Origin of the sequence: Pseudomonas lini (assembly GCF_001042905.1) — a bacterium.
GTDB lineage: Bacteria > Pseudomonadota > Gammaproteobacteria > Pseudomonadales > Pseudomonadaceae > Aquipseudomonas > Aquipseudomonas lini.
Genome location: NZ_JYLB01000005.1, coordinates 600,677 through 621,579 on the forward strand (window position 1 = coordinate 600,677; position 20,903 = coordinate 621,579).

Here is a 20,903-nt window from a genome sequence, read left to right on the forward strand (position 1 = left end):
GGCACCGAATACGTTTGTAAGAATTGATGACTTAGCCTAACGTCGGCCTTATCAGTCGTCTTGCGACATAAGGCCAATCAATGCCGACTAACGGACAACTTTCCCTCGAGCGAACGATTCCGGCGCTAACGGCGTTGCCGCGCCCGTTGTATGCGCGGGCGGAAAGTCTGAACGCTGGTTCGTGGACGCCGCCGCATCGTCACGATTGGGTGCAGTTTTCCTACGCCATCAGCGGCGTTCTCGGTGTGCACACCGCCGAAGGCAGTTTCTTTGCGCCGCCGCAGTGGGGCATCTGGATTCCGGCGGATCTCGAGCATCAGGTCGTGACCTCGATGCGAGCCGAGATGCGCAGCCTGTACGTGCGCCGCGAGGACTGCCAATGGGCGGACGGGCGCTGCCGGGTGCTGGAAGTCACGCCTTTGGCGCGGGAGCTGATCAAGCGGTTTTGCCTGTTGCCGGTGGAATATCCACAGGGCGATAGCCAGGAGGCGCGGTTGGTGGGCGTGCTGCTGGATCAGTTGGCGAGTCTGCCGGAAGTGGGGTTTTCCCTGCCGCTGCCCCGGCATGAACGTTTGCTGGGCTTGTGCAACGAGCTGATCGACAGCCCTGAGCGCAATGCGACCTTGCGGGAATGGGCCGAGCGTTTGGGCACGTCGGAGAAAACCCTGATGCGCTTGTTTCAGCGTGAGACCGGGTTGAGCTTCCGTGGCTGGCGTCAGCGCATGCGGCTGCTGTCGTCGCTGAGTTTGCTGGAGGAGGGGAACAGCGTGACCCATGCCGCGCTGTCTTGTGGGTATGACTCGACGTCGGCGTTTATTGCGGCGTTCAAGGGGTTGTTCGGGTTTACTCCGGGGGAATTGTTCAGGCAGTGACGGCCTCATCGCGGGCAAGCCCGCTCCCACAAGGACAACGCAAACCCTGTGGGAGCGGGCTTGCCCGCGATTGGCCGCGTAACGGCCACCGGTATCCGGTCAGGTTCTGAACCGCCGAACCAACCCATCCAGCTCATTCGACAACCCCGCCAGGCTCTGAGAATCCAGGCGCGCCGAGTTCGCCAGTTCTGCCACCAACTGCGCATCGCCATGAATCTGGCTGATGTGGCGATTGATGTCTTCCGCCACTTGATGCTGTTCCTCTGCCGCCGTGGCGATCTGAGTGTTCATGTCGCGAATCACATCCACCGATTCACGAATCTGCCCAAAACTGCTGCGTGCTTCACCGATACGGGTCACCGATTGCTGCGACACTTCCAGGCTCGCGTGCATCTGCTGCGTCACCTGGCTGGTGCGTTTGGCCAGGTTGCCCAGCAACCCGTCGATTTCCGCCGTAGAGTCGGCCGTCCGTTTGGCCAGGGCGCGAACTTCATCCGCCACCACCGCAAAACCACGACCCTGTTCACCCGCCCGGGCCGCTTCGATGGCGGCGTTCAGTGCCAGCAGGTTGGTCTGTTCGGCGATGGAACGAATGGTCCCGAGGATCGACTGAATGTCGTTGCTATCGCGCTCAAGCTGTTGCATCGATTGCGCCGATTGTTCGATTTCCTGGCTCAAACGATCAACACTGCTCACGGCGGCATCGATCTGCTGCTGACCTTCGCGCGCCTGGCGCTGACCGCTGTCGGCCGACTCGGCGGCCTGGCTGCAAGAGCGCGCGACTTCGTTGGCGGTGGCGACCATTTCGTGGAACGCCGTGGACACCATGTCCACCGCTTCACGCTGGCGCCCGGCGGCTTCGGCCATGTCGCTGGACACTTGCGTCGAGCTCTGGGAGGTGGCGAGGATCTTGGTCGCGGCGCCACCGATGCTCTGAATCAGGTTGCGAATCGCCGCCAGAAACTGGTTGAACCAGTTGGCCAATTGAGCCGTTTCGTCGCTGCCACGGATTTGCAGGTTCTTGGTCAGGTCGCCTTCACCTTGGGCGATGCCTTCCAGACCGCTGGCCACGCTGCGGATCGGCCGCACGATCAGGCTGGCGAAACTGGCTCCGACGATGGCGAAGAATACCGCCAGTACCGCCGCGATGATCGCGATCAGCCAAGTCAATTGGGTGGCCGAGCTCATCACGTCGGTCTGCTTGATCAGGCCGATAAAGGTCCAGCCCAGTTGTTCCGACGGCCAGACGTTGGCCATGTAGCGCTCGCCATTGAGCTCGACTTCCACCAGCCCTTTGCCGGCCTTGGCCAGTTGCGCGTAGCCGTCGCCGAGACTGTTGAGGGCCTTGAAGTTGTGTTCCGGTTGCTTCGGATCGACCAGCACTTTGCCGGTGTTTTCCACCAGCATCAGGTAGCCGGTTTCGCCGAGCTTGATCTGTTTGACGATTTCGGTGAGCTGCTTGAGCGTCACGTCGATACTGACCACGCCGCCGTTGGTGCCCAGTTTGTTATCGATGGTGCGCACGGTGCTGACATAAGTCGCGTCATCCTGGGCCCAGTAATAGGCCTCGGTGCGAAACGGCTTACCCGGTTTGGCCTGCGCGGCTTTATACCAAGGGCGTTGGCGCGGGTCGTAATTGTTCAGCTTGGCATCGTCTGGCCAGGACACGTAACCGCCCGCCGCGGTGCCGAGGATGGCATAGGCGTAGGCCGGGTGGCTGTTGCCCAGGTCCTGGAGAAGGGCGAAGACCTTTTTGTCCGACTCACCTTGGGGAATGCTCTCGGCGTTGGCGCTCATGTAGGTCTTGAGGCTATCGTCGGAGTTCTTGATCAGCGGTTGGGTGGCCAGGTAATCGACGTTCTGGCTGATGCCGTCAAAAAACAGCTGCATGGCATTGCTGACCTGACGAATCTCACGGCCGCTGCCATCGACAAAATTATCCTTGGCATCGCTGCGCAAGTTCAGCACCACGAGGGTGGCGACCAGCACCACGGGCAAGCAGGCGATAATTGCAAACGCCCAGGTCAACTTCTGTTTGATGTTCATCCGCGCTCCATTTCTTCTTGTAGACCCACGCAGTGCAGATGACTCGCGGATTATTTGGTAGCTGTAAATGTTTTCGATTGTCGGACAAATCCTTTGCTCTCTAATACCTTCGGCTGATGGACAGGGAAATTGAGGCCTGTTAAGAAAAATCCGGCAAAGGGTAGGGCTACATGTCAGATTCTGTCGCAAATGCCCCTGTAGCCCTTCGTCAACAAGTGGCGCAGGCTCAGCTATGATCCTGAGCGGTCAATGAGTTGTGCCCGATTAATCCGGCACATTGTGTGCTTCTTGATGTTCATGGGAACGTTCATAGGTCGGCAACCCCTCCCGCGAATGAGAGGATTGCCGTATAACGAATGACTTTCGCGTGTTTGGTAATAAAGGACCCACAATAAAAGCTGATGAAGACTCCAAAACGCATTGAACCCCTGATCGAGGACGGTCTGGTCGACGAGGTGCTGCGCCCACTCATGAGTGGTAAAGAAGCAGCTGTTTATGTGGTGCGCTGCGGCAACGAGCTGCGTTGCGCCAAGGTCTACAAGGAGGCGAATAAACGCAGTTTTCGTCAGGCGGCCGAGTATCAGGAAGGCCGTAAGGTGCGCAACAGCCGGCAGGCTCGAGCGATGGCCAAGGGATCCAAGTTCGGCAAGAAAGAAACCGAAGATGCCTGGCAGAATGCCGAAGTGGCGGCGTTGTTCCGGCTGGCCGGTGCCGGTGTGCGCGTACCCAAGCCGTATGACTTCCTCGAAGGCGTACTGCTGATGGAACTGGTGGCCGACGAGTACGGCGATGCCGCGCCGCGTCTGAACGATGTGGTGCTGGAGCCGGACCAGGCGCGCGAATATCACGCGTTTCTGATTTCGCAGATCGTGCTGATGTTGTGTACCGGTTTGGTGCACGGTGACCTGTCCGAGTTCAACGTACTGCTGACGCCAACCGGCCCGGTCATCATCGACCTGCCGCAAGCGGTGGATGCGGCGGGCAACAACCATGCGTTCAACATGCTGGAACGGGACGTGGGCAACATGGCGTCGTACTTCGGTCGCTTTGCACCGGAGTTGAAACGTACCAAGTACGCCAAGGAAATGTGGGCGTTGTACGAAGCCGGCACCTTGCACCCGGCCAGTGTGTTGACCGGCGAGTTCGACGAGCCGGAAGAACTGGCGGACGTCGGCGGGATCATGCGCGAGATCGAGGCGGCCCGTCTCGATGAAGAGCGCAAGCAAGCGATCCGCGCTGCGGACGACGCGCCACCGAGCAAGGCCGAAGAACCGCCTCCGCCGTGGATGCAGTAATCGGTTGACCCAAAACCCGGCCTCGGCCGGGTTTTTTGTAGCTGCCTGCCCGAATCCCCCAAACACCGAAGAACCAATGTGGGAGCGGGCTTGCTCGCGAAAGCGGTAGATCAGTCGACATTGATGTTGAATGACACACTGCATTCGCGAGCAAGCCCGCTCCCACAATAGTTTTGCGCCAACACTAAATCTGCGCCCGGCACCGATTTATTGTGGGAGCGAGCCTGCTCGCGAAAGGGCCATCGCCTTCAACATAAAACCTCCTACATACTGCACCGCTCGAAACACCCCACACTCAAGGACTGAATGTGAACTCCACCCGCAATGCCCAATTGATCATCGCCGCCCGGCTGATTTCGGACTTCGGCGCTTTCCTCAACATGGTTGCCCTGGCCACCTACGTCTATCTACTCAGCAACAGCGCCATGAGCGTCGGCATCTTCCTCGCCAGCCGTGTAGCCGGGGGGATCTTTGCCAGCCTGATCGGCACCCGGTTCTATCGCCGCTGGGCTGGGCGCCTGCCGCTGATTGCCTTCGACCTGCTGCGCGCCGGGTTGCTGGGCTTGCTGCTGGTGTTGCCAGTCACCCAACAAGCGCTGCTGCTACCGTTGATCGCGTTCGGCCTGGGGTTTGGCAATTCGATGTTCGCCATCGGCCTCAACAGCCAATTACCGCACATGATCGATAAGGCGCAGCTACTCAAGGCCAACGCCTGGATAACCTCGGCGTCGTCTGCGGCGATGGTCGGCGGGAGTCTGGTGGCGGGGTTGTTGGTGGCGGGGTTTGGCTTTGAAACGGTGTTTGCCCTGAACGTGGTCACTTACCTGCTGGCGGCGTTGTTGATTGTGCCGCTGCGGTTTCCCAGACCTGCACCCAGTGATGAACCCCTTCACCAACAAGGCGAATGGTCGGCCCTGCGTCAGGGCTTGCGCACCGCTCCGGTGCTGACGGCGATGCTGACCGTCGCGATGGCCGATACGCTTGGCAGCGCCGCACACAACGTCGGCCTCCCGATCATTTCAAAACTGCTGACACCTGAATCGGCCAGCACCACCCTGGGCCTGATGCTGGCGGTCTGGGCCATCGGGAAATTCATCGGCGCGCGAATCGCCAGTCGCCTGAAAGGTACGGACAACGCGCACCTTGAACGGCGATTTTTCTTCGGCGTGTTGCTGATGTCCTGTGGCTTCATCCTGATGTTCCAACAGCAAACCCTTTACGGCTTGCTGCTGTTTTCGTTGCCCGCAGGCTTGGGTGACGGCTTCTCGGAAGTCGGCCTGATGTCGCGCCTGCAACGTGAACCGGACAACCTGCGCCTGCCGATTTTCAGCTTTCTGACGCTGCTGCAAATGACCGGGTTCGGCATCGGCATGTTGATCGCCGCGCCGTTCTATTCCTGGTGGACGCCCGGCTCGGTGGTGTTGTTGTTCCACGGTATTCCCCTCACCACGTTGCTGGTGGCGAAGGGGGTGGCGCTCAGGAGTGAGCGGGTTCGGCGCAGCAGCCCGACGCCAGCTCCTTGAGGATCGGGCAGTCCGGGCGGTGGTCGCCGTGGCAGTGTTCTACCAGGTCTTGCAGGGTGTCGCGCAGTTGCCCGAGTTCGCGAATTTTCTGGTTCAGCTCGTCGATGTGCTGACGGGCCAGCGCCTTCACATCGGCACTGGCTCGCTGACGGTCTTGCCAGAGGGTCAGCAATTTACCGACCTCTTCCAGTGAAAAGCCCAGATCCCGAGAGCGCTTGATGAACGCCAGAGTATGCAGATCGTCGTCGCCATAGACCCGATAGCCACTGTCGGTGCGATGGGCCGCCTTGAGCAGGCCGATGGATTCGTAATAACGAATCATCTTCGCGCTCAGACCGCTCTGGCGGGCCGCTTGGCCAATATTCATCGGTTGTCCTCCAGGTCTTTGGGTTTCCAGGTTTTCAACAGTAACGCATTGCTCACCACGCTGACGCTCGACAGCGCCATGGCCGCGCCGGCCAGCACCGGGTTGAGGAAGCCGAACGCCGCCAGTGGCAGGCCGATCAGGTTATAGACGAAGGCCCAGAACAGGTTTTGGCGAATCTTCGCGTAGGTCTTGCGGCTGATTTCCAGCGCCGCCGGCACCAGCCGTGGATCGCCGCGCATCAAGGTGATCCCGGCAGCGTGCATGGCGACGTCGGTGCCGCCACCCATGGCGATGCCGATGTCTGCCGCGGCAAGGGCTGGTGCGTCGTTGATGCCGTCGCCAACCATTGCCACCACACCGGTTTTTTTCAGTGCGGCGACGGTGGCGGCTTTGTCCGCCGGCAGTACTTCGGCGTGGACATCGCTGATGCCCAGCGCCTCGGCGACCACCTTGGCGCTGCCGCGGTTATCGCCGGTCAGCAGATGGCTGCTGATGTTCCGTGCGCTTAAGCGTTGCACCGCTTGCAAGGCGCCGGATTTGAGCGTGTCACCGAAGGCGAACAGGCCGAGCACTCGCGGTTCAGGGCTTTGTTCGATCAGCCAGGACAGGGTCCGGCCTTCGGTTTCCCAAGCGGTTGCGAAGTCGGCCAATGGCCCGGTGCTCAGTCCGCTTTCTTCCAGCAGACGTCGATTGCCCAAAGCCAATCGCCGACCGTTGAGACTGCCGGCAATGCCGCGCCCGGTCAGCGATTGACTGTCGCTGACATCAGCCACGGTCAAGCCGCGTTCGGCGCAGGCATCCAGCACAGCCTTGGCCAGCGGGTGTTCACTGCCGCGTTGCAGCGCACCTGCCATTTGCAGCAAGGCGGCTTCGTCACCTTCGATGGCACTCAGATGAGCGATACGCGGCGTGCCCGAAGTCAGCGTGCCGGTCTTGTCGAACACCACGGCGCTGACTTCATGAGCGCGCTCCAGGGCTTCGGCGTCCTTGATCAGAATCCCGTAGCGCGCCGCCACACCAGTGCCGGCCATGATTGCCGTCGGCGTGGCCAGCCCGAGTGCACAAGGGCAGGCGATCACCAACACTGCGACTGCATTGATCAACGCGGTTTCCAGTGGCGCGCCGTACAGCCACCAACCGATCAGGGTCGCCAGCGCGATCAGCAGCACCGCCGGCACGAACACCTGGCTGACTTTATCCACCAGTTTCTGGATCGGTGCTTTCGCCGCCTGTGCGTCTTCCACCAAGCGGATGATCCGCGCCAGCACGGTTTCTGCACCGAGCGCCAAGGTCCGAACCAGCAGCCGACCTTCGCCATTGATGGCGCCGCCGGTGACCTTGTCACCCGGTTGTTTCGGTACTGGCAGGCTTTCGCCACTGATCAGTGCTTCATCGGCGTGGCTCTGGCCTTCCACCACTTCGCCATCCACCGGGAAGCGTTCGCCGGGTTTGACCATGACCAGATCGTTGAGGCGCAAAGCGCTGATCGCAACCTCCTGTTCGCGGCCATTGATCACCTGAATGGCTCGCTCCGGACGCAAGGCTTCAAGGGCGCGGATGGCGCTGGCGGTCTGGCGCTTGGCGCGGCTTTCCAGGTATTTGCCCAGCAGCACCAAAGCGATCACCACCGCCGAGGCTTCGAAATACAGATGCGGCATGCGACCGGCAGCAGTGGCCCACTCATAAATGCTCAAGCCGTATCCGGCGCTGGTGCCCAGGGCTACCAGCAAATCCATGTTGCCGGCGCCGGCGCGCACGGCTTTCCACGCAGCGATATAGAAGCGCGCGCCGAAGATGAATTGCACCGGCGTCGCCAACGCGAACTGCACCCACGCCGGGAGCATCCAGTGCACGCCGAAAGGTTGCAGCACCATTGGCAGCACCAGCGGCAAGGCGAGGGCGATAGCCGCCAGCAAAGCCCAGCGTTCACGGTGCAGTCGTTGTTGTTGATTGTCGGTTTGCGGGTGTTCGACTTCCCAGACACTGGCGGAGTAACCGGCCTTGGTCACGGCGCCGATCAGGGCTTGCGGGTCGACCTGGCCGAGCAATTCGAGGTGGGCACGCTCGTTGGCTAGGTTGACGCTGACACTTTTGACCCCCGGCACCTTGGCCAGTGCCCGTTCGACGCGGCCAACGCAGGATGCGCAGGTCATGCCGTCGATGCTCAATTCCAGGGTCTGCTGCGGCACGCTGTAACCAGCCTGCTGCACGGCCTCCATCAAGGCCGGCAGGCTGTCACTGGGCGCTTGAACCCGGGCCTGTTCGGTGGCCAGGTTGACGCTGACTGCCGTGGCGCCGAGAACTTTGCTCAAGGCACGCTCGACACGCCCGGCGCAACTGGCGCAGGTCATGCCGGCAATCGGCAGATCGAAGGTGGTGGATTCGGACATCGGTCACGCTCCCTGTAGAAATTACCTACAGGATCAACCTTGCCATGCGGGCAAGGTCAAGCGCCACTCTGCAAATCGTCTCGCGACTCTGCACTTCGTAGGAGCGAGGCTTGCCCGCGAAGGGTCCATAACATTCAACATCAATGCTGACTGTTATGGCCTCTTCGCGGGCAAGCCTCGCTCCTACAGGTAGGTGGTGATCAATACTCGAGGGCGGCAGGCTTGAGGTACATCCCTTCCTGCGTCATCGCAATCCGGAACTTCAACACATCCCCGGCCTTGAGCGTGATGTTCTGCGAACCCGGCGCGAGCATGCCCGGGTTGCAACCCGGCGCCTGGCCCGGTAGCAGTTTGAGGCGCAGGGACACATTGCCCGGCGGCAGGTTGAATGAGGTGCTCTGTTCCTGGAACAGTCGCGCCGATAGCTGATCCTGGATGTACACGCCGATTTCGCAGGAAGTCGAAACCTCCAGGCGCTCGCGGGAAATGATCAGCACGCCGTAGTCCTCCCCGGCGGCTTGGACCGAAGGTGTCGCGGCAAATAGGCTGAGGAAGCCAAACAGGCTGAGAGCTGACCAGCGCATGGCTGAATCTCCTGATGTCGAGTCATAGATGGACGCAGCTTGGCCGAGCACGACGCCGATTGCCAGCCCGGCAGCTTGCTTCAGAACTTGACCTTGCCATGGTGGCAAGCTCGAGACTGCCCTCAACCCGTATTGAAGGGCCCCATTTGAGGAGACGTCCCATGCAAGTGTTCAACGTTGAAGGCATGTCCTGCGGTCATTGCGTCAAGGCCATCACTCAGGCGCTGCAAGCCAAGGATCCCGCGGCCAGCGTGCGCATTGATCTGGCAGCAAAAGAAGTCGGCGTTGAAAGTGCGTTGACAGCCGATCAGGTGATCGCCGCGATCAGCGAAGAGGGTTATGGCGTCAAATTGGCCTGAGTTTTTTAATAGTTAGCGACCTAACGGAATGTTCAAGGCGTCCACGCCCGGCTAGACTGTTGGCCTGCCGATCCATGGCCAACCTGCATGCCTAACCTGGACGCCTGATGAACCTCCGTACAATCCTGATTCTCGGCGCCTTGAGCGCTTTCGGTCCGCTGGCGATCGATTTCTATCTGCCGGCATTCCCGGCGATGGCGCTCGCTTTCGGCACCGACGAAAAACACGTTCAACTGACCCTGGCGGCCTATTTTCTCGGCCTGTCCATTGGCCAACTGGCCTACGGCCCGGTGGCGGATCGCTTTGGACGGCGGATTCCCTTGCTGACAGGGCTCGGCTTGTTCACCGCCGCTTCATTGGCCTGTGCTTATGCGCCGACTCTGGAGTGGCTGATTGGCGCACGTTTCGTCCAGGCGCTGGGCGGTTGCGCGGGCATGGTGATTTCGCGGGCGGTGGTCAGCGATAAATGCGATGCGGTGGGTTCGGCGAAGGTCTTTTCGCAGTTGATGCTGGTGATGGGCCTGGCGCCGATTCTTGCGCCGATGCTGGGCGGGTTGCTGGTCAATACGACGGGCTGGCAATCGATCTTTCTGGTGCTGACCGGTTTCAGTGCGCTGGCAGGGTTGGCAGTGGCCCTCGGGCTGCCGGAAAGTCTGCCGGCCCATGTGCCGCGCCAACCGTTGTCGGGCGCGCTGCGTCAGTACGGTCGGTTGTTGGCGGATCCGATCTTCCTCGGCCATGCCCTGACCGGTGGTGTCGCCATCGCCGGGATGTTTGCCTACATCGCCGGTTCACCGTTCGTCTTCATCAAGCTCTATGGCGTGCCGGCCGAGCATTTCGGCTGGCTGTTCGGCATTAACGCGGCGGGTTTCATTCTGGTGGCCCAGGTCAATGCCCGGATGCTGGCCAAGCGCGGTCCGGCCTTTTTACTGGCGCGTACCGTCTGGCTCTATCTGGCGGGCGGTCTGGCTCTGTTGGCGGTCAGCGCGTTGCACACCGCGCAGTTGTGGCCGTTGCTGATTCCGCTTTTCCTCTGCATCGCCAGCCTGGGTTGTATTGTGCCCAACGCCTCGGCCTGCGCCATGAACGGGCAGGGCGCGCGGGCGGGCAGTGCCTCGGCGATGCTCGGTTGCCTGCAGTTCAGCGTCGCCGCCGGGGCCGCAGCATTGGTGGGTGTTTTGCACGATGGCAGCGCCATGCCGATGGCCATGGTCATCAGCCTGTGCGGGATTCTGGTGGTGAGCGCAGCAACGCTCACCCGACGTTTGCAAAATGCCCGGGCGCTGACACAAGCCCAGGTCTGAGGACGGACTCAGCCAGCAGCGCGCTGCTGACGGTCGGGAAACTGATGGGGCGCGTGCAAGCGCGCTTCAAGCGTTTTAGTGAAGGCCAAGGCTTCGGCTTCACTGCGGAACGTCACAGCGTGTTGATCCAGGCGGACCTGCCAGCGGGATGTTGCCACTTCTTTTATCAGGATCTTCATTGCTGATCTCCTCTTGTAAAAGACGTCTCGTAAAAGACATCACATAAAAGATTGTTCGCAGAGCTTTCGATTGTAGACCTGAATACGATCGCAATTGTGACAACGGTCAATTCTCTGACTGACGGCAAAAGATCACCCGCCCCTGTAGGAGCTGCCGAAGGCTGCGATCTTTTGATCTTGTGTTTTTAAAAGCAAAATCAAAAGATCGCAGCCTCCGGCAGCTCCTACTCTTCAGAACCCTTCAAGCACAATCTTGCCCTTGGACTTGCCGCTCTCCAACAGCTCATGGGCACGCCGCAGGTTGGCAGCGTTGATGGTCCCGAAGTGCTCGCCGACCGTGGTTTTCAGCGTGCCCGCATCGATCAGCCCGGCGACGCGGTTGAGCAGTTTGTGTTGCTCGATCATGTCTGCGGTTTCGAACAGTGAGCGGGTGTACATGAACTCCCAGTGCAGCGACAGGCTCTTGCGCTTGAGCTTGGTCACGTCCAGCGACTTCGGATCATCGATCAGCGCCAGTTTGCCTTGCGGCGCCAACGCCTCCACCAATTGATCCAGGTGTTGATCGGTCTGAGTCAGGCTGGCGACATGGGTCACCTGCTCGAACCCCGCACGTTTGAGTTCTTCACTCAGCGGCTGGCTATGATCGATCACCTGATCGGCGCCCAGGTCACGCACCCAGCTCTGGGTTTGTGCACGGGAGGCGGTGCCGATAACCTTCAGCCCGGTGAGCTGGCTGGCCAATTGCGTGAGGATCGAACCCACACCGCCAGCGGCACCGACGATCAGCAGACTCTGGCCCTCATCGGTTTTGCCTTCGCGCACTTGCAGGCGCTCGAACAACAGTTCCCACGCGGTAATGGCGGTCAGCGGCAGGGCGGCGGCTTCGGCGAAACCGAGGGTTTTCGGCATGTGACCGACGATTCGCTCGTCCACCACATGCAACTCGCTATTGCCGCCGGCACGGGCGATGGAGCCAGCGTAGTACACCTTGTCGCCAGCCTTGAACGAGGTCACTTCGCTGCCGACGGCCTTGACCACACCGGCCACGTCCCAACCCAGTACCTTTGCCGCGCCAGCTTCAGGCTGGACGTTCTGGCGAACCTTGGTGTCCACCGGGTTAACCGAGATGGCTTTGACCTCCACCAACAGGTCGCGCGGGCCGGCGACCGGTTCTGGCAGCTCGATGTCTTGCAGGGATTTTTCGTCGCTGATGGGCAGGGAGGCGTAGTAGGCAATGGCTTTCATGGTGGGTTCCTCAGAGGGAATGATTTCGATGGGACAGATGATTGGTTATTTCCCGGCAAGATAAAACCCGCTAAAAGAGCAGTCTCTTTCAATATTTTTTTGATAATCGGGGCTGGCGATGTTGCGTTTCGATGACTTGCAGTTGTTCGTTCGGGCTGCGGACCTGGGCAGTCTGTCTGCGGCGGCGCGAGGGATGGATATGTCGGCGGCGGTGGCCAGTGCGGCGTTGAAGCGCATCGAACAGCAACTCGGCGCGCGCTTGCTCGCCCGTTCTACCCGCAGTCTGCGCCTGACCGCTGAAGGCGAGGGCTTTCTGGAATACGCCCGGGCAGCCTTGAGCAATCTCGATGAGGGCCGCCGCTTGCTGGCCAGCGGGCAGGATCAAGTCAGCGGGATTTTGCAGTTGTCGGCGCCTTCGGATTTCGGTCGCAACCTGCTGTTGCCATGGCTCGACGAGTTTCAGCGCGAGCATCCGAAACTCACGGTCCGGTTGCTGCTGGGCGACCGCATTGCCGACCTGTTCCGCCAACCAGTGGACATTGCCCTGCGTTATGGCGAGCCGGAAGACTCGAGCCTGGTGGCGTTGCCCATCGCCCCGCAAAACCGTCGCGTGCTCTGTGCGGCGCCGAGTTACCTGGCCCGGCATGGCGAACCTCGGCATCTGGAGCAACTGGCTCAGCACAATTGCCTGTTGTTCATGCTCGGCAGCCGGGTCCACGATCACTGGAGTTTCCACGATGGCAAACGCGAAGTGAGCCTGACGGTCAGTGGCGATCGATTTAGTGACGACGCCGATGTTGTGCGTCTATGGGCCATAGCGGGAGCGGGGATTGCGTATAAGTCCTGGCTCGATGTCGCCGCCGATGTGCTGGCCGGTCGATTGAAAGTGCTGATGCCGGAGCTGCTCTGCGAGCGCGCACCGCTGAATTTGCTGTGCGCGCATCGCGCACAATTGAGTAAGCCGGTGAACCTTTTGCGGGAAATGCTTGCCAGCCGATGCGCTCATATAAGCAGTCAATTTCCGGCGAAATCGGATGTCGATCATTAGTCGCAGGCAAATAGCGAAATTTCTGTCAGGAACTATCACCACCAATGGAGCCCCGAGGGCAGGAACCGGCGGTTAACCCGCTTATACTAGCGCTCGCCTCATGTACGCACCGTCGACCTCGCAATGGCGAGTTCAGGTTCGATTCGGTCATACCCGATGGTCATCACCGGACCTTCGTTGTACCCGCGAAGCATGGCCTGGGTGAGTGGGTGGCTTTGCCCGGTTTATGGCGGTTTTCGCGTCTTGGCCGACGACACATTACTGGTCAAGATGTCTCTGAGCAGTAGACGAAACGATTCAACAGGGAGTGAATACATGGAACATGCACCTTGCATCAGCCAGATCGCCACATTGCTGGCTGACCCAAAGCGCAGCGCAATGATGTGGGCCTTGATGGACGGCTCGGCGCGGCAAACCGAAGAGCTGGCGTTGCTGGCCGGCCTGTCGCCGTCTTCGGCCAGTGCGCATTTAGGGCGTTTGTCCGCCGGAGGTCTGTTGAAAGTCGAAACCCGTGGCCGCAAACGGTTTTTCCGGCTTGCCGCGCCCGAAGTCGGCGCCGCGATAGAAGCCTTGGCCAGCGCGACCCTGGCCAGCGCGCCTCGGGACATTCCAGAGGTTTTCAAACGCACCAGCCCTATCGCCAAACCCCAGGCGGCGCCTTCGTCTTTGCTGCGGGCCAGGCTCTGCGACGACCATCTGGGCGGCACCCTGGCCGCCGACCTCTACCAGCGTCTGCTGGATGCGGGCTGGATCGAGCAACTCGATCAGCGGGTCATGATCACTCACAAGGGCGCCACACAATTGGCAACACGCGGTGTATTCATCCAGGCGCTGGCCCATCGCAACAGCAGAGTCGCCTGCGCTTGCCCGGACTGGAGCGAAAGACGCCCGCACATGGGCGGTTCACTGGGCGCAGCGTTGTTGCAGTTGTTCATGCAGTCTGGCTGGTTGAGCCTGCCCAACGATTCGCGAGCGTTGCAGATCACCGCTGCGGGGCAACGGGAAATCCATCGCTTCGCCAAGGAAACCGAGCTGGAAATGGCGCTTTAGACCATTGAGGTGCGACGTCCGGGATTTGTTTCAGGCGTCGTTCAGAGCTGTGGACAGGTCGCATCCAGCAATAATCCCCAGCCGCTATCGCGCACACTCGATCCGGGGACTTTCAGGATTGGGGGAATGTGGCATGGAAACACGAAGCTTCAGCGCGGCAGAACGATTGGAACGGCTGCCCATCAGCGGTTATCACCGCATCATTTTCATCATCATTGCCCTGGCGTTTTTCTTTGACTCCATGGACCTGGCGATGATGACCTTCCTGCTCGGCTCGATCAAAACCGAGTTCGGCCTGAGCACGGCGCAGGCCGGGTTGCTGGCCAGTTCGAGTTTCTTCGGCATGGTTCTGGGGGCATCGCTGTCCGGTATGTTGGCCGACCGCTTCGGGCGCAAACCAGTGTTCCAGTGGAGCATTGTGCTGTGGGGCATCGCCAGCTACCTGTGCTCCACGGCGCAGAACGTCGAAACGCTGACGCTGTTCCGAGTCTTGCTGGGGATCGGCATGGGCATGGAATTTCCGATTGCGCAGTCGATGCTGTCGGAGCTGATTCCAGCTAAGCGACGTGGGCGTTACATCGCGTTGATGGATGGTTTTTGGCCGCTCGGTTTCGTCGCAGCGGGGGTGCTGTCGTACTTCCTGCTGCCGGTGATTGGCTGGCGCGACATCTTTCTGGTGTTGGCGGTGCCGGCGGTGTTCGTCCTGGCGATTCGTTTTTTCATTCCCGAGTCACCGCGCTGGCTGGAGCAGGCCGGGCATCATGACGAGGCGGATAAGGTCTTGCTCGGCATCGAGGACCGGGTCCGGGCTTCACTGGGCCGTGCGGATTTGCCTGAACCGATTCGTCTGCCACGGGTGGCGAGTCAACCGGGTACTTTCTTCTCTGCGCTACGGGAGATCTGGTCGCCGCAGTATCGCCAGCGCACGATGATGATCTGGAGCGTGTGGTTCTTTGCCTTGCTGGGTTTCTATGGCCTGACGTCCTGGCTCAGTGCGCTGTTGCAACAGTCGGGTTTCGCCGTGACCCAGTCGGTGTATTACACGGTGCTGATTTCCCTCGGCGGAATTCCCGGTTTCCTCATGGCTGCCTGGCTGGTGGAGCGTTGGGGGCGTAAACCGGTGTGCGTGGTGACATTGCTCGGCGGCGGGGTCATGGCGTTTCTTTATGGCCAGAGTGCGGTGTTCGGCGGCAACGTTAGTCTGTTGATTACCTCGGGGCTGTTGATGCAGTTCTTTCTGTTCGGCATGTGGGCGGTGCTCTACACCTACACCCCTGAGTTGTACCCAACGTCGGCACGCGCCACGGGTTCGGGGTTCGCTTCGGCTATCGGCCGCGTGGGGTCGTTGCTCGGGCCGTTGGTGACCGGGCTGGTGTTCCCGATGACCGGGCAGGGCGGGGTGTTTGCGCTGGGGGCGATGTGTTTTGCGATTGCGGCGGGGGTGGTGTGGATGTTCGGGATGGAGACCCGGGGCAAGACGTTGGAAGAGTTGAGTGAGCCGGTGATTATCAATTAATCACCGATTAAATGTGGGAGCGGGCTTGCTCGCGAAATCGGTATGCCAGTCGACATCATCGTTGACTGACACACCGCTTTCGCGAGCAAGCCCGCTCCCACATGGGTTATGCGGGTTTCACCAACCGCGCATCCAGGCTGTTCTGCGCCAGGCGCTTGGCCTGATCCTGGGTCATGCCCAGATCGGTGTACAGCGCGTGGAAGTTCTCGGTGACATACCCGCCAAAGTAGGCCGGGTCATCGGAGTTCACCGTGACCTTCACACCGCGCTCGAGCATGTCGAGGATGTTGTGTTGGGACATGTGATCGAACACGCAGAGTTTGGTGTTCGACAACGGGCACACGGTCAGCGGGATCTGCTCGTCGATGATCCGCTGCATCAAGCGCTCGTCTTCGATGGCGCGCACGCCATGGTCGATGCGCTGGATTTTCAGCAGGTCGAGGGCTTCCCAGATGTACTCGGGCGGGCCTTCTTCACCGGCGTGCGCGACGGTCAGGAAGCCTTCGTTGCGCGCACGATCAAACACCCGCTGGAACTTGCTCGGCGGGTGGCCCATCTCCGAACTGTCCAGGCCCACGGCGACAAACGCATCGCGAAACGGCAGCGCCTGGTCGAGGGTTTTCTGCGCTTCGTCTTCGCTCAAGTGACGCAGGAAGCTGAGGATCAAACCGCTGGTGATGCCCAGCTGCTGCTCGCCATCCTTCAGTGCGGCGGCGATGCCGTTGAGCACCACTTCGAACGGGATGCCACGGTCGGTGTGGGTTTGCGGGTCGAAGAACGGTTCGGTGTGAATCACGTTCTGCGCCTTGCAGCGCAACAGGTAGGCCCAGGTCAGGTCGTAGAAATCCTGAGACGTGCGCAACACATCGGCGCCCTGGTAATACAGGTCGAGAAACTCTTGCAGGTTATTGAAGGCGTAAGCCTTGCGCAGGGTTTCAACGTCGCTCCACGGCAGGGCGATCTTGTTGCGTTCGGCCAGGGCGAACAGCAGCTCAGGTTCCAGCGAACCTTCCAGGTGCAAGTGCAATTCTGCCTTGGGCAGGGCGTTCAGCCAGTCGTACATTTTTGAATTCTCATCAGGTGCAATGAGGGCATTCTACAGATGCCCGCAGAAACAATGAGCAAAACCTGACCAGCCGGTTCATTACACGGCTTCCCGTTCCCGTCGATAGGCGTAGGTATCGGCGAAACGCGACAGCAGGAATTCGGCGCAGGTGGTGGCCGGATACTTCGCCGGATGCCGTTCGTCCTGGCAACCGGGCAGGCATTCAATGGCGGTGTCGGGGTGCGGTTCAGCAAAGAACGGCATTGAGTACCGATCCACCCCGAGCGGGCTGATCACCCGATGCGGCGTCGACAGGTAACGGTCGTTGCTCCAGCGCGCCATCATGTCGCCGAGGTTGACCACGAACGTGCCTTCGATCGGCGGCGCATTGATCCATTCGCCCTGCACGTTGCGCACTTGCAGACCGCCAGCGGCATCCTGATAGAGCAGGGTGATGCAGCCGTAATCGGTGTGAGCGCCGGCACCTTGCTGATCTTCGGTGCTGGCAGTGTGGCGCGGCGGGTAATGAATCATCCGCAGTACGCTGACTGGCTCTTTGAAGCGGGTATCGAAGAAATCACGCTCAATGTCCAGCGCCAGAGTCATGGCCCGCAGCAGGGTTTGAGCGAGCGCCTGCATGTCGACGTAGTGTTGCTCCATCAGCGATTCCCAACCGGGCATCGACGGATGACGGTTGGGACCGCGCAAGGGTTTTTCCGCAATAACCTCGGGATGATCGGTCGGCAGGTGCAGGCCCATGTCGAAGGTTTCTTTCAGATCGCAGGGCTTGCTCGGGTCGAGTTGCTCGGTGGCGATGGCGCCATAGCCGCGGTGGTGGCGGGTCTGGGTGATGTCGATCTTGAGTTTTTCAGCGGCGGGCAGGGCGAAGAAACGTTGGGCATGGTCTAGCACGGCATCGATACGCGACGGGGCAATCGGGTGGCCCTTGATATAGAAAAAGCCCCATTCACGGCAGGCGTGGTCGATTTGCATGGCGATCGATTGCCAGGCGGTTTGATCAGCGCTGTAGAGCGGGCTGATGTCGATGATTGGGAGTTGGTTCATGTTGCTGTCCTGATAAATGCGATACCTGAAACACAATCCAGCACGCACCATAGATCCAGTGTGGGAGCGGGCTTGCTCGCGAAAGCGGTATGCCAGTCGACATCAATGTTGCATGACACACCGCTTTCGCGAGCAAGCCCGCTCCCACAGGGTTTTGTGTTCACTTGGCCGGAATTACTTCGGTATCTCGGCCTTCATGCCTTCGACGTAGAAGTTCATCGACGCCAATTCCGCATTGGTTGCTGTCGCGCCCGCCGGGATTTTCTCCACGCCGGCCTGATCCTTGATCGGCCCGGTGAACGGATGCAGGGCACCGCTCTTGATGTCGGCAATGATCTGTTCGGCTTCGGTTTTCACCGCAGCCGGCACCAGGTCGCTGATCGGCAGCTCAACCGTACCTTCCTTCAGACCGCCCCAGTAATCCAGAGATTTCCACGTGTGGTCGAGCACGCTTTGGGTCGCCTGAATGTAGTGCGGCCCCCAGTCGTTGACGATAGACGTCAGCACCGCTTTCGGCCCGAAGTGCGCCATGTCCGACGCATAACCGACGGCGTACACGCCACGACGTTCGGCCGCCTGGATCGGTGCCGGGCTGTCGGTGTGCTGGAACACCACGTCCACGCCCTGGTCGATCAGCGCATTGGCGGCGTCAGCTTCCTTGCCCGGGTCGAACCAGGAATTGACCCACACCACTTTGATCTCGGTGCCCGGGTTGTACTTGTTCAGGGCCAGTTGAATGGCGTTGATATCGCGGATGACTTCCGGAATCGGGAAAGAAGCGACGTAGCCGACTTTTTTGGTCTTGGTCATCTTCGCTGCAAGGAAACCGCCGACGTAGCGACCTTCATAAGTGCGCGCCAGGTAAGTGCCAAGGTTCTTGTCCTGCTTGTAGCCGGTGGCGTGTTCGAAAGTCACCTTGGGAAACTGCTTGGCGACTTTCAGGGTCGGGTTCATGTAGCCGAAAGACGTGGTGAAGATCAGGTCGTACTTGTCCTTGGCCATGTTGCGGATCACCCGCTCGGCGTCGGCGCCCTCGGCGACGTTCTCCACGTAGTTGGTGGTGATCTGCTCGCCGAGCTTCTCAGCCAGCGCCTTGCGTCCCTGTTCATGCTGATACGTCCAGCCGTGGTCACCGATCGGACCGATATAGACGAAGCCGACTTTCAGCGGGTCGGCGGCACTGGCGGTCAGGCTGGCGCTCAGACCGATAGCTGCGGCGACAGCGCAAAGCAGCTGCTTCAACGGACGTTTATGCATGAACTGGAACTCCATTTTGTTGTGAGATGGAGGAGGGCAATGCAAATTGCTGACCAACAGGACAACAAAATCAAAAGATCGCAGCCTGCGGCAGCTCCTACATGATTTCGCGTACCCCTGTAGGAGCTGCCGCAGGCTGCGATCTTTTGATGTTGAATTCCTTACTAGAGCCAACCCGGTGCAACGGGTCCAACTCACGCCATGCACTGGTGCGGACGCCTTACACAAAACCGTGGGAGCGAGCCTGCTCGCGATAGCGGACTCACATTCAACATCAATGTTGACTGACACGTCGTCATCGCGAGCAGGCTCGCTCCCACAATAGATTTATGTCGACTCAGACGCCGCTGATCAACCGCCGAGCCGCCTGGCTATGATCGGCAATCAACCCTTTCAGATCCAGCCCTTCAACCTGCCCATCGATCACCCGCCATTTGCCGCCGACCATCACCCGGTCCGCCCGATCCGCGCCGCACAGCAGCAGCGCCGACACCGGATCATGGCTGCCGGAGAAGCGCAGTTCATCCAATTTGAACAGCGCCAGATCCGCCTGCTTGCCCACCGCCAGTTCACCGATATCGGTGCGCCCGAGCAAACTCGCCGAGCCCTTGGTCGCCCAGCCCAGTACCAACTCCGGCGTAATCTTTTCCGCGCCATAACGCAGCCGCTGGATGTACAGCGCCTGACGGGTTTCGAGGATCATGTTCGAGGCATCGTTGGACGCCGAACCGTCCACGCCCAGACCCAGCAGCGCACCCGCAGCGGTCAGGTCCAGCGTCGGGCAAATGCCGGAGGCCAGGCGCATGTTCGAACTCGGGCAATGGCAAATACCCGTGCCGGCCGCGCCGAGACGGGCGATTTCGTCGGGGTTGAAATGAATGCCGTGGGCCAGCCAGGTACGTGGCCCGAGCCAGCCGACGCTGTCCAGATAATCCACGGTGCGCAGGCCGAAACGTTGCAGGCAGAAGTCTTCTTCGTCGAGGGTTTCCGCAAGGTGTGTGTGCAGGCGTACGTCGAGGGTGTTTGCCAGTTCGGCGCTGGCGGACATGATTTCCGGAGTCACCGAGAACGGCGAGCACGGTGCCAGGGCGATTTGAATCTGCGCCCCATCGCCGCGCTCGTGGTACGCGGCAATCAAACGTTGGCTGTCGTCGAGAATCACTTCGCCTTCCTGGACGGTTTGCTGCGGTGGCAGGCCACCGTCCTTTTCGCCAAGGCTCATGGAACCGCGAGTGAGCATGGCGCGCATGCCCAGTTCGCGAACACTCTCGACCTGTACGTCGATCGCGTTTTCCAGGCCTTCCGGAAACAGGTAATGGTGATCGGCCGCGGTGGTGCAACCGGACAGTAGCAACTCGGCCAACGCGACTTTGGTGGCGAGGGCAAGTTTTTCAGGGGTGAGACGAGCCCAGACCGGATAGAGGGTTTTCAACCACGGGAACAACGGCTGATTAACCACCGGCGCCCAGGCACGGGTCAGGGTTTGATAGAAGTGGTGATGGGTGTTGATCAGCCCCGGCAGGATCACGTGTTCGCGTGCATCGAAAACGTGGTCACAAGGCGCGGAGGGTTGCTGACCGGCGGCGAGCACTTCGACGATCAAACCGTCTTGCAGCACCAGACCGCCACGGGCATCGAGCGCGTTGGCCGTGAAAATGGCGAGGGGATTTTTTAACCAGGTACGGGTCGCAGGCATGGTGGCCGGCTCCTCTGAAAGTTGGGTTCAGGGTTGCCAGCTCAGTGTTGCCCTGTCTGCTG

The 20,903-nt window shown here is 60.4% G+C and carries 18 protein-coding genes and 1 pseudogene; 8 read left to right on the top strand and 11 right to left on the bottom strand.

The annotated features are described in order from the left end of the window. Positions 1 to 80 precede the first annotated feature (80 nt). Complete coding sequence (locus tag TU81_RS18035; RefSeq protein WP_038978814.1) at positions 81 to 872, top strand: AraC family transcriptional regulator; 792 nt, start codon at positions 81 to 83, stop codon at positions 870 to 872. A gap of 99 nt (positions 873 to 971) precedes the next feature. Here TU81_RS18035 and TU81_RS31185 read toward each other — a convergent pair whose 3' ends face one another. After that, entirely contained in the window at positions 972 to 1,739 is a 768-nt protein-coding gene (locus tag TU81_RS31185) for a methyl-accepting chemotaxis protein (RefSeq protein ID WP_370694472.1), read from the bottom strand. Between the two features lie 90 nt (positions 1,740 to 1,829). Continuing rightward, positions 1,830 to 2,918: pseudogene (locus TU81_RS31190) on the bottom strand (cache domain-containing protein); the annotation flags it as partial. A 401-nt stretch (positions 2,919 to 3,319) separates the two neighbouring features. On the opposite strand from TU81_RS31190, the gene TU81_RS18045 reads away from it, so the two are divergent. Together TU81_RS18045 and TU81_RS18050 are read left to right on the top strand one after the other, a co-directional pair. Then, positions 3,320 to 4,213 carry a PA4780 family RIO1-like protein kinase gene (locus tag TU81_RS18045; protein ID WP_007907116.1) on the top strand — a complete coding sequence of 298 codons (894 nt, stop codon included), beginning with the start codon at positions 3,320 to 3,322 and terminating at the stop codon, positions 4,211 to 4,213. A gap of 308 nt (positions 4,214 to 4,521) precedes the next feature. Further along, positions 4,522 to 5,736 carry an MFS transporter gene (locus TU81_RS18050; protein ID WP_048396199.1) on the top strand — a complete coding sequence of 405 codons (1,215 nt, stop codon included), beginning with the start codon at positions 4,522 to 4,524 and terminating at the stop codon, positions 5,734 to 5,736. Here TU81_RS18050 and cueR read toward each other — a convergent pair. The 3 genes from cueR to TU81_RS18065 all read right to left on the bottom strand — a co-directional run bounded on the left by cueR (position 5,690) and on the right by TU81_RS18065 (position 9,077). Continuing rightward, positions 5,690 to 6,103: a Cu(I)-responsive transcriptional regulator gene (gene cueR / locus TU81_RS18055; RefSeq protein WP_007907120.1), complete on the bottom strand. Its 414-nt coding sequence runs from the start codon at positions 6,101 to 6,103 to the stop codon at positions 5,690 to 5,692. The two genes, TU81_RS18050 and cueR, sit on opposite strands and share 47 nt — an antisense overlap. Beyond that, positions 6,100 to 8,493, bottom strand: coding sequence for a heavy metal translocating P-type ATPase (locus TU81_RS18060; RefSeq protein WP_048396200.1), 2,394 nt, complete (start codon positions 8,491 to 8,493; stop codon positions 6,100 to 6,102). The genes cueR and TU81_RS18060 overlap by 4 nt, the downstream gene beginning before the upstream one ends. Before the next feature lie 200 nt (positions 8,494 to 8,693). Next, positions 8,694 to 9,077 (bottom strand): hypothetical protein, encoded by a 384-nt coding sequence (locus TU81_RS18065; RefSeq protein WP_048396201.1) that lies wholly within the window; start codon positions 9,075 to 9,077, stop codon positions 8,694 to 8,696. Between the two features lie 161 nt (positions 9,078 to 9,238). Between TU81_RS18065 and TU81_RS18070 the strand changes: the two genes are divergently transcribed. Both TU81_RS18070 and TU81_RS18075 read left to right on the top strand, forming a co-directional pair. Further along, positions 9,239 to 9,436: a heavy-metal-associated domain-containing protein gene (locus TU81_RS18070; protein ID WP_008069687.1), complete on the top strand. Its 198-nt coding sequence runs from the start codon at positions 9,239 to 9,241 to the stop codon at positions 9,434 to 9,436. A 107-nt stretch (positions 9,437 to 9,543) separates the two neighbouring features. After that, entirely contained in the window at positions 9,544 to 10,740 is a 1,197-nt protein-coding gene (locus TU81_RS18075) for a multidrug effflux MFS transporter (protein ID WP_038978819.1), read from the top strand. Positions 10,741 to 10,748: 8 nt separating this feature from the next. Here the strand turns inward: TU81_RS18075 and TU81_RS30505 are convergent, their stop codons facing one another. After that, positions 10,749 to 10,919, bottom strand: coding sequence for a hypothetical protein (locus TU81_RS30505; RefSeq protein WP_167344822.1), 171 nt, complete (start codon positions 10,917 to 10,919; stop codon positions 10,749 to 10,751). 231 nt (positions 10,920 to 11,150) lie between these two features. Continuing rightward, entirely contained in the window at positions 11,151 to 12,164 is a 1,014-nt protein-coding gene (locus tag TU81_RS18080; RefSeq protein ID WP_038978820.1) for a zinc-binding alcohol dehydrogenase family protein, read from the bottom strand. Between the two features lie 118 nt (positions 12,165 to 12,282). Between TU81_RS18080 and TU81_RS18085 the strand changes: the two genes are divergently transcribed. The 3 genes from TU81_RS18085 to TU81_RS18095 all read left to right on the top strand — a co-directional run bounded on the left by TU81_RS18085 (position 12,283) and on the right by TU81_RS18095 (position 15,778). Next, the gene (locus tag TU81_RS18085; protein ID WP_038978821.1) at positions 12,283 to 13,212 is read left to right on the top strand and encodes a LysR family transcriptional regulator; all 930 of its coding nucleotides are present in this window, start codon (positions 12,283 to 12,285) and stop codon (positions 13,210 to 13,212) included. Positions 13,213 to 13,527: 315 nt separating this feature from the next. After that, positions 13,528 to 14,262 (top strand): ArsR/SmtB family transcription factor, encoded by a 735-nt coding sequence (locus tag TU81_RS18090; RefSeq protein ID WP_048396202.1) that lies wholly within the window; start codon positions 13,528 to 13,530, stop codon positions 14,260 to 14,262. A gap of 133 nt (positions 14,263 to 14,395) precedes the next feature. After that, positions 14,396 to 15,778: an MFS transporter gene (locus TU81_RS18095; RefSeq protein ID WP_038978823.1), complete on the top strand. Its 1,383-nt coding sequence runs from the start codon at positions 14,396 to 14,398 to the stop codon at positions 15,776 to 15,778. 106 nt (positions 15,779 to 15,884) lie between these two features. Here the strand turns inward: TU81_RS18095 and TU81_RS18100 are convergent, their stop codons facing one another. The 4 genes from TU81_RS18100 to TU81_RS18115 all read right to left on the bottom strand — a co-directional run bounded on the left by TU81_RS18100 (position 15,885) and on the right by TU81_RS18115 (position 20,841). Beyond that, the gene (locus tag TU81_RS18100) at positions 15,885 to 16,841 is read right to left on the bottom strand and encodes an adenosine deaminase (RefSeq protein WP_048396203.1); all 957 of its coding nucleotides are present in this window, start codon (positions 16,839 to 16,841) and stop codon (positions 15,885 to 15,887) included. An 81-nt stretch (positions 16,842 to 16,922) separates the two neighbouring features. Next, positions 16,923 to 17,888, bottom strand: coding sequence for a 2-oxoglutarate and iron-dependent oxygenase domain-containing protein (locus TU81_RS18105; protein ID WP_048396204.1), 966 nt, complete (start codon positions 17,886 to 17,888; stop codon positions 16,923 to 16,925). A 174-nt stretch (positions 17,889 to 18,062) separates the two neighbouring features. Continuing rightward, complete coding sequence (locus TU81_RS18110; RefSeq protein WP_048396205.1) at positions 18,063 to 19,145, bottom strand: BMP family ABC transporter substrate-binding protein; 1,083 nt, start codon at positions 19,143 to 19,145, stop codon at positions 18,063 to 18,065. Positions 19,146 to 19,482: 337 nt separating this feature from the next. Further along, positions 19,483 to 20,841 (bottom strand): 8-oxoguanine deaminase, encoded by a 1,359-nt coding sequence (locus TU81_RS18115; protein ID WP_048396206.1) that lies wholly within the window; start codon positions 20,839 to 20,841, stop codon positions 19,483 to 19,485. Between the last annotated feature and the right edge of the window lie 62 nt (positions 20,842 to 20,903).

Excerpts from the sequence above, each read along its gene's own strand:
- TU81_RS18075 (WP_038978819.1), top strand. The coding sequence starts at position 9,544 with ATGAACCTCCGTACAATCCTGATTCTCGGCGCCTTGAGCGCTTTCGGT.
- TU81_RS18090 (WP_048396202.1), top strand. The coding sequence starts at position 13,528 with ATGGAACATGCACCTTGCATCAGCCAGATCGCCACATTGCTGGCTGAC.
- TU81_RS18115 (WP_048396206.1), bottom strand. The coding sequence starts at position 20,841 with ATGCCTGCGACCCGTACCTGGTTAAAAAATCCCCTCGCCATTTTCACG.
- TU81_RS18045 (WP_007907116.1), top strand. The coding sequence starts at position 3,320 with ATGAAGACTCCAAAACGCATTGAACCCCTGATCGAGGACGGTCTGGTC.
- TU81_RS18095 (WP_038978823.1), top strand. The coding sequence starts at position 14,396 with ATGGAAACACGAAGCTTCAGCGCGGCAGAACGATTGGAACGGCTGCCC.
- TU81_RS30505 (WP_167344822.1), bottom strand. The coding sequence starts at position 10,919 with ATGAAGATCCTGATAAAAGAAGTGGCAACATCCCGCTGGCAGGTCCGC.
- cueR (WP_007907120.1), bottom strand. The coding sequence starts at position 6,103 with ATGAATATTGGCCAAGCGGCCCGCCAGAGCGGTCTGAGCGCGAAGATG.
- TU81_RS18100 (WP_048396203.1), bottom strand. The coding sequence starts at position 16,841 with ATGTACGACTGGCTGAACGCCCTGCCCAAGGCAGAATTGCACTTGCAC.
- TU81_RS18070 (WP_008069687.1), top strand. The coding sequence starts at position 9,239 with ATGCAAGTGTTCAACGTTGAAGGCATGTCCTGCGGTCATTGCGTCAAG.
- TU81_RS18085 (WP_038978821.1), top strand. The coding sequence starts at position 12,283 with ATGTTGCGTTTCGATGACTTGCAGTTGTTCGTTCGGGCTGCGGACCTG.
- TU81_RS18110 (WP_048396205.1), bottom strand. The coding sequence starts at position 19,145 with ATGCATAAACGTCCGTTGAAGCAGCTGCTTTGCGCTGTCGCCGCAGCT.
- TU81_RS18065 (WP_048396201.1), bottom strand. The coding sequence starts at position 9,077 with ATGCGCTGGTCAGCTCTCAGCCTGTTTGGCTTCCTCAGCCTATTTGCC.
- TU81_RS18060 (WP_048396200.1), bottom strand. The coding sequence starts at position 8,493 with ATGTCCGAATCCACCACCTTCGATCTGCCGATTGCCGGCATGACCTGC.
- TU81_RS31185 (WP_370694472.1), bottom strand. The coding sequence starts at position 1,739 with ATGGCCGAAGCCGCCGGGCGCCAGCGTGAAGCGGTGGACATGGTGTCC.
- TU81_RS18035 (WP_038978814.1), top strand. The coding sequence starts at position 81 with ATGCCGACTAACGGACAACTTTCCCTCGAGCGAACGATTCCGGCGCTA.
- TU81_RS18080 (WP_038978820.1), bottom strand. The coding sequence starts at position 12,164 with ATGAAAGCCATTGCCTACTACGCCTCCCTGCCCATCAGCGACGAAAAA.
- TU81_RS18105 (WP_048396204.1), bottom strand. The coding sequence starts at position 17,888 with ATGAACCAACTCCCAATCATCGACATCAGCCCGCTCTACAGCGCTGAT.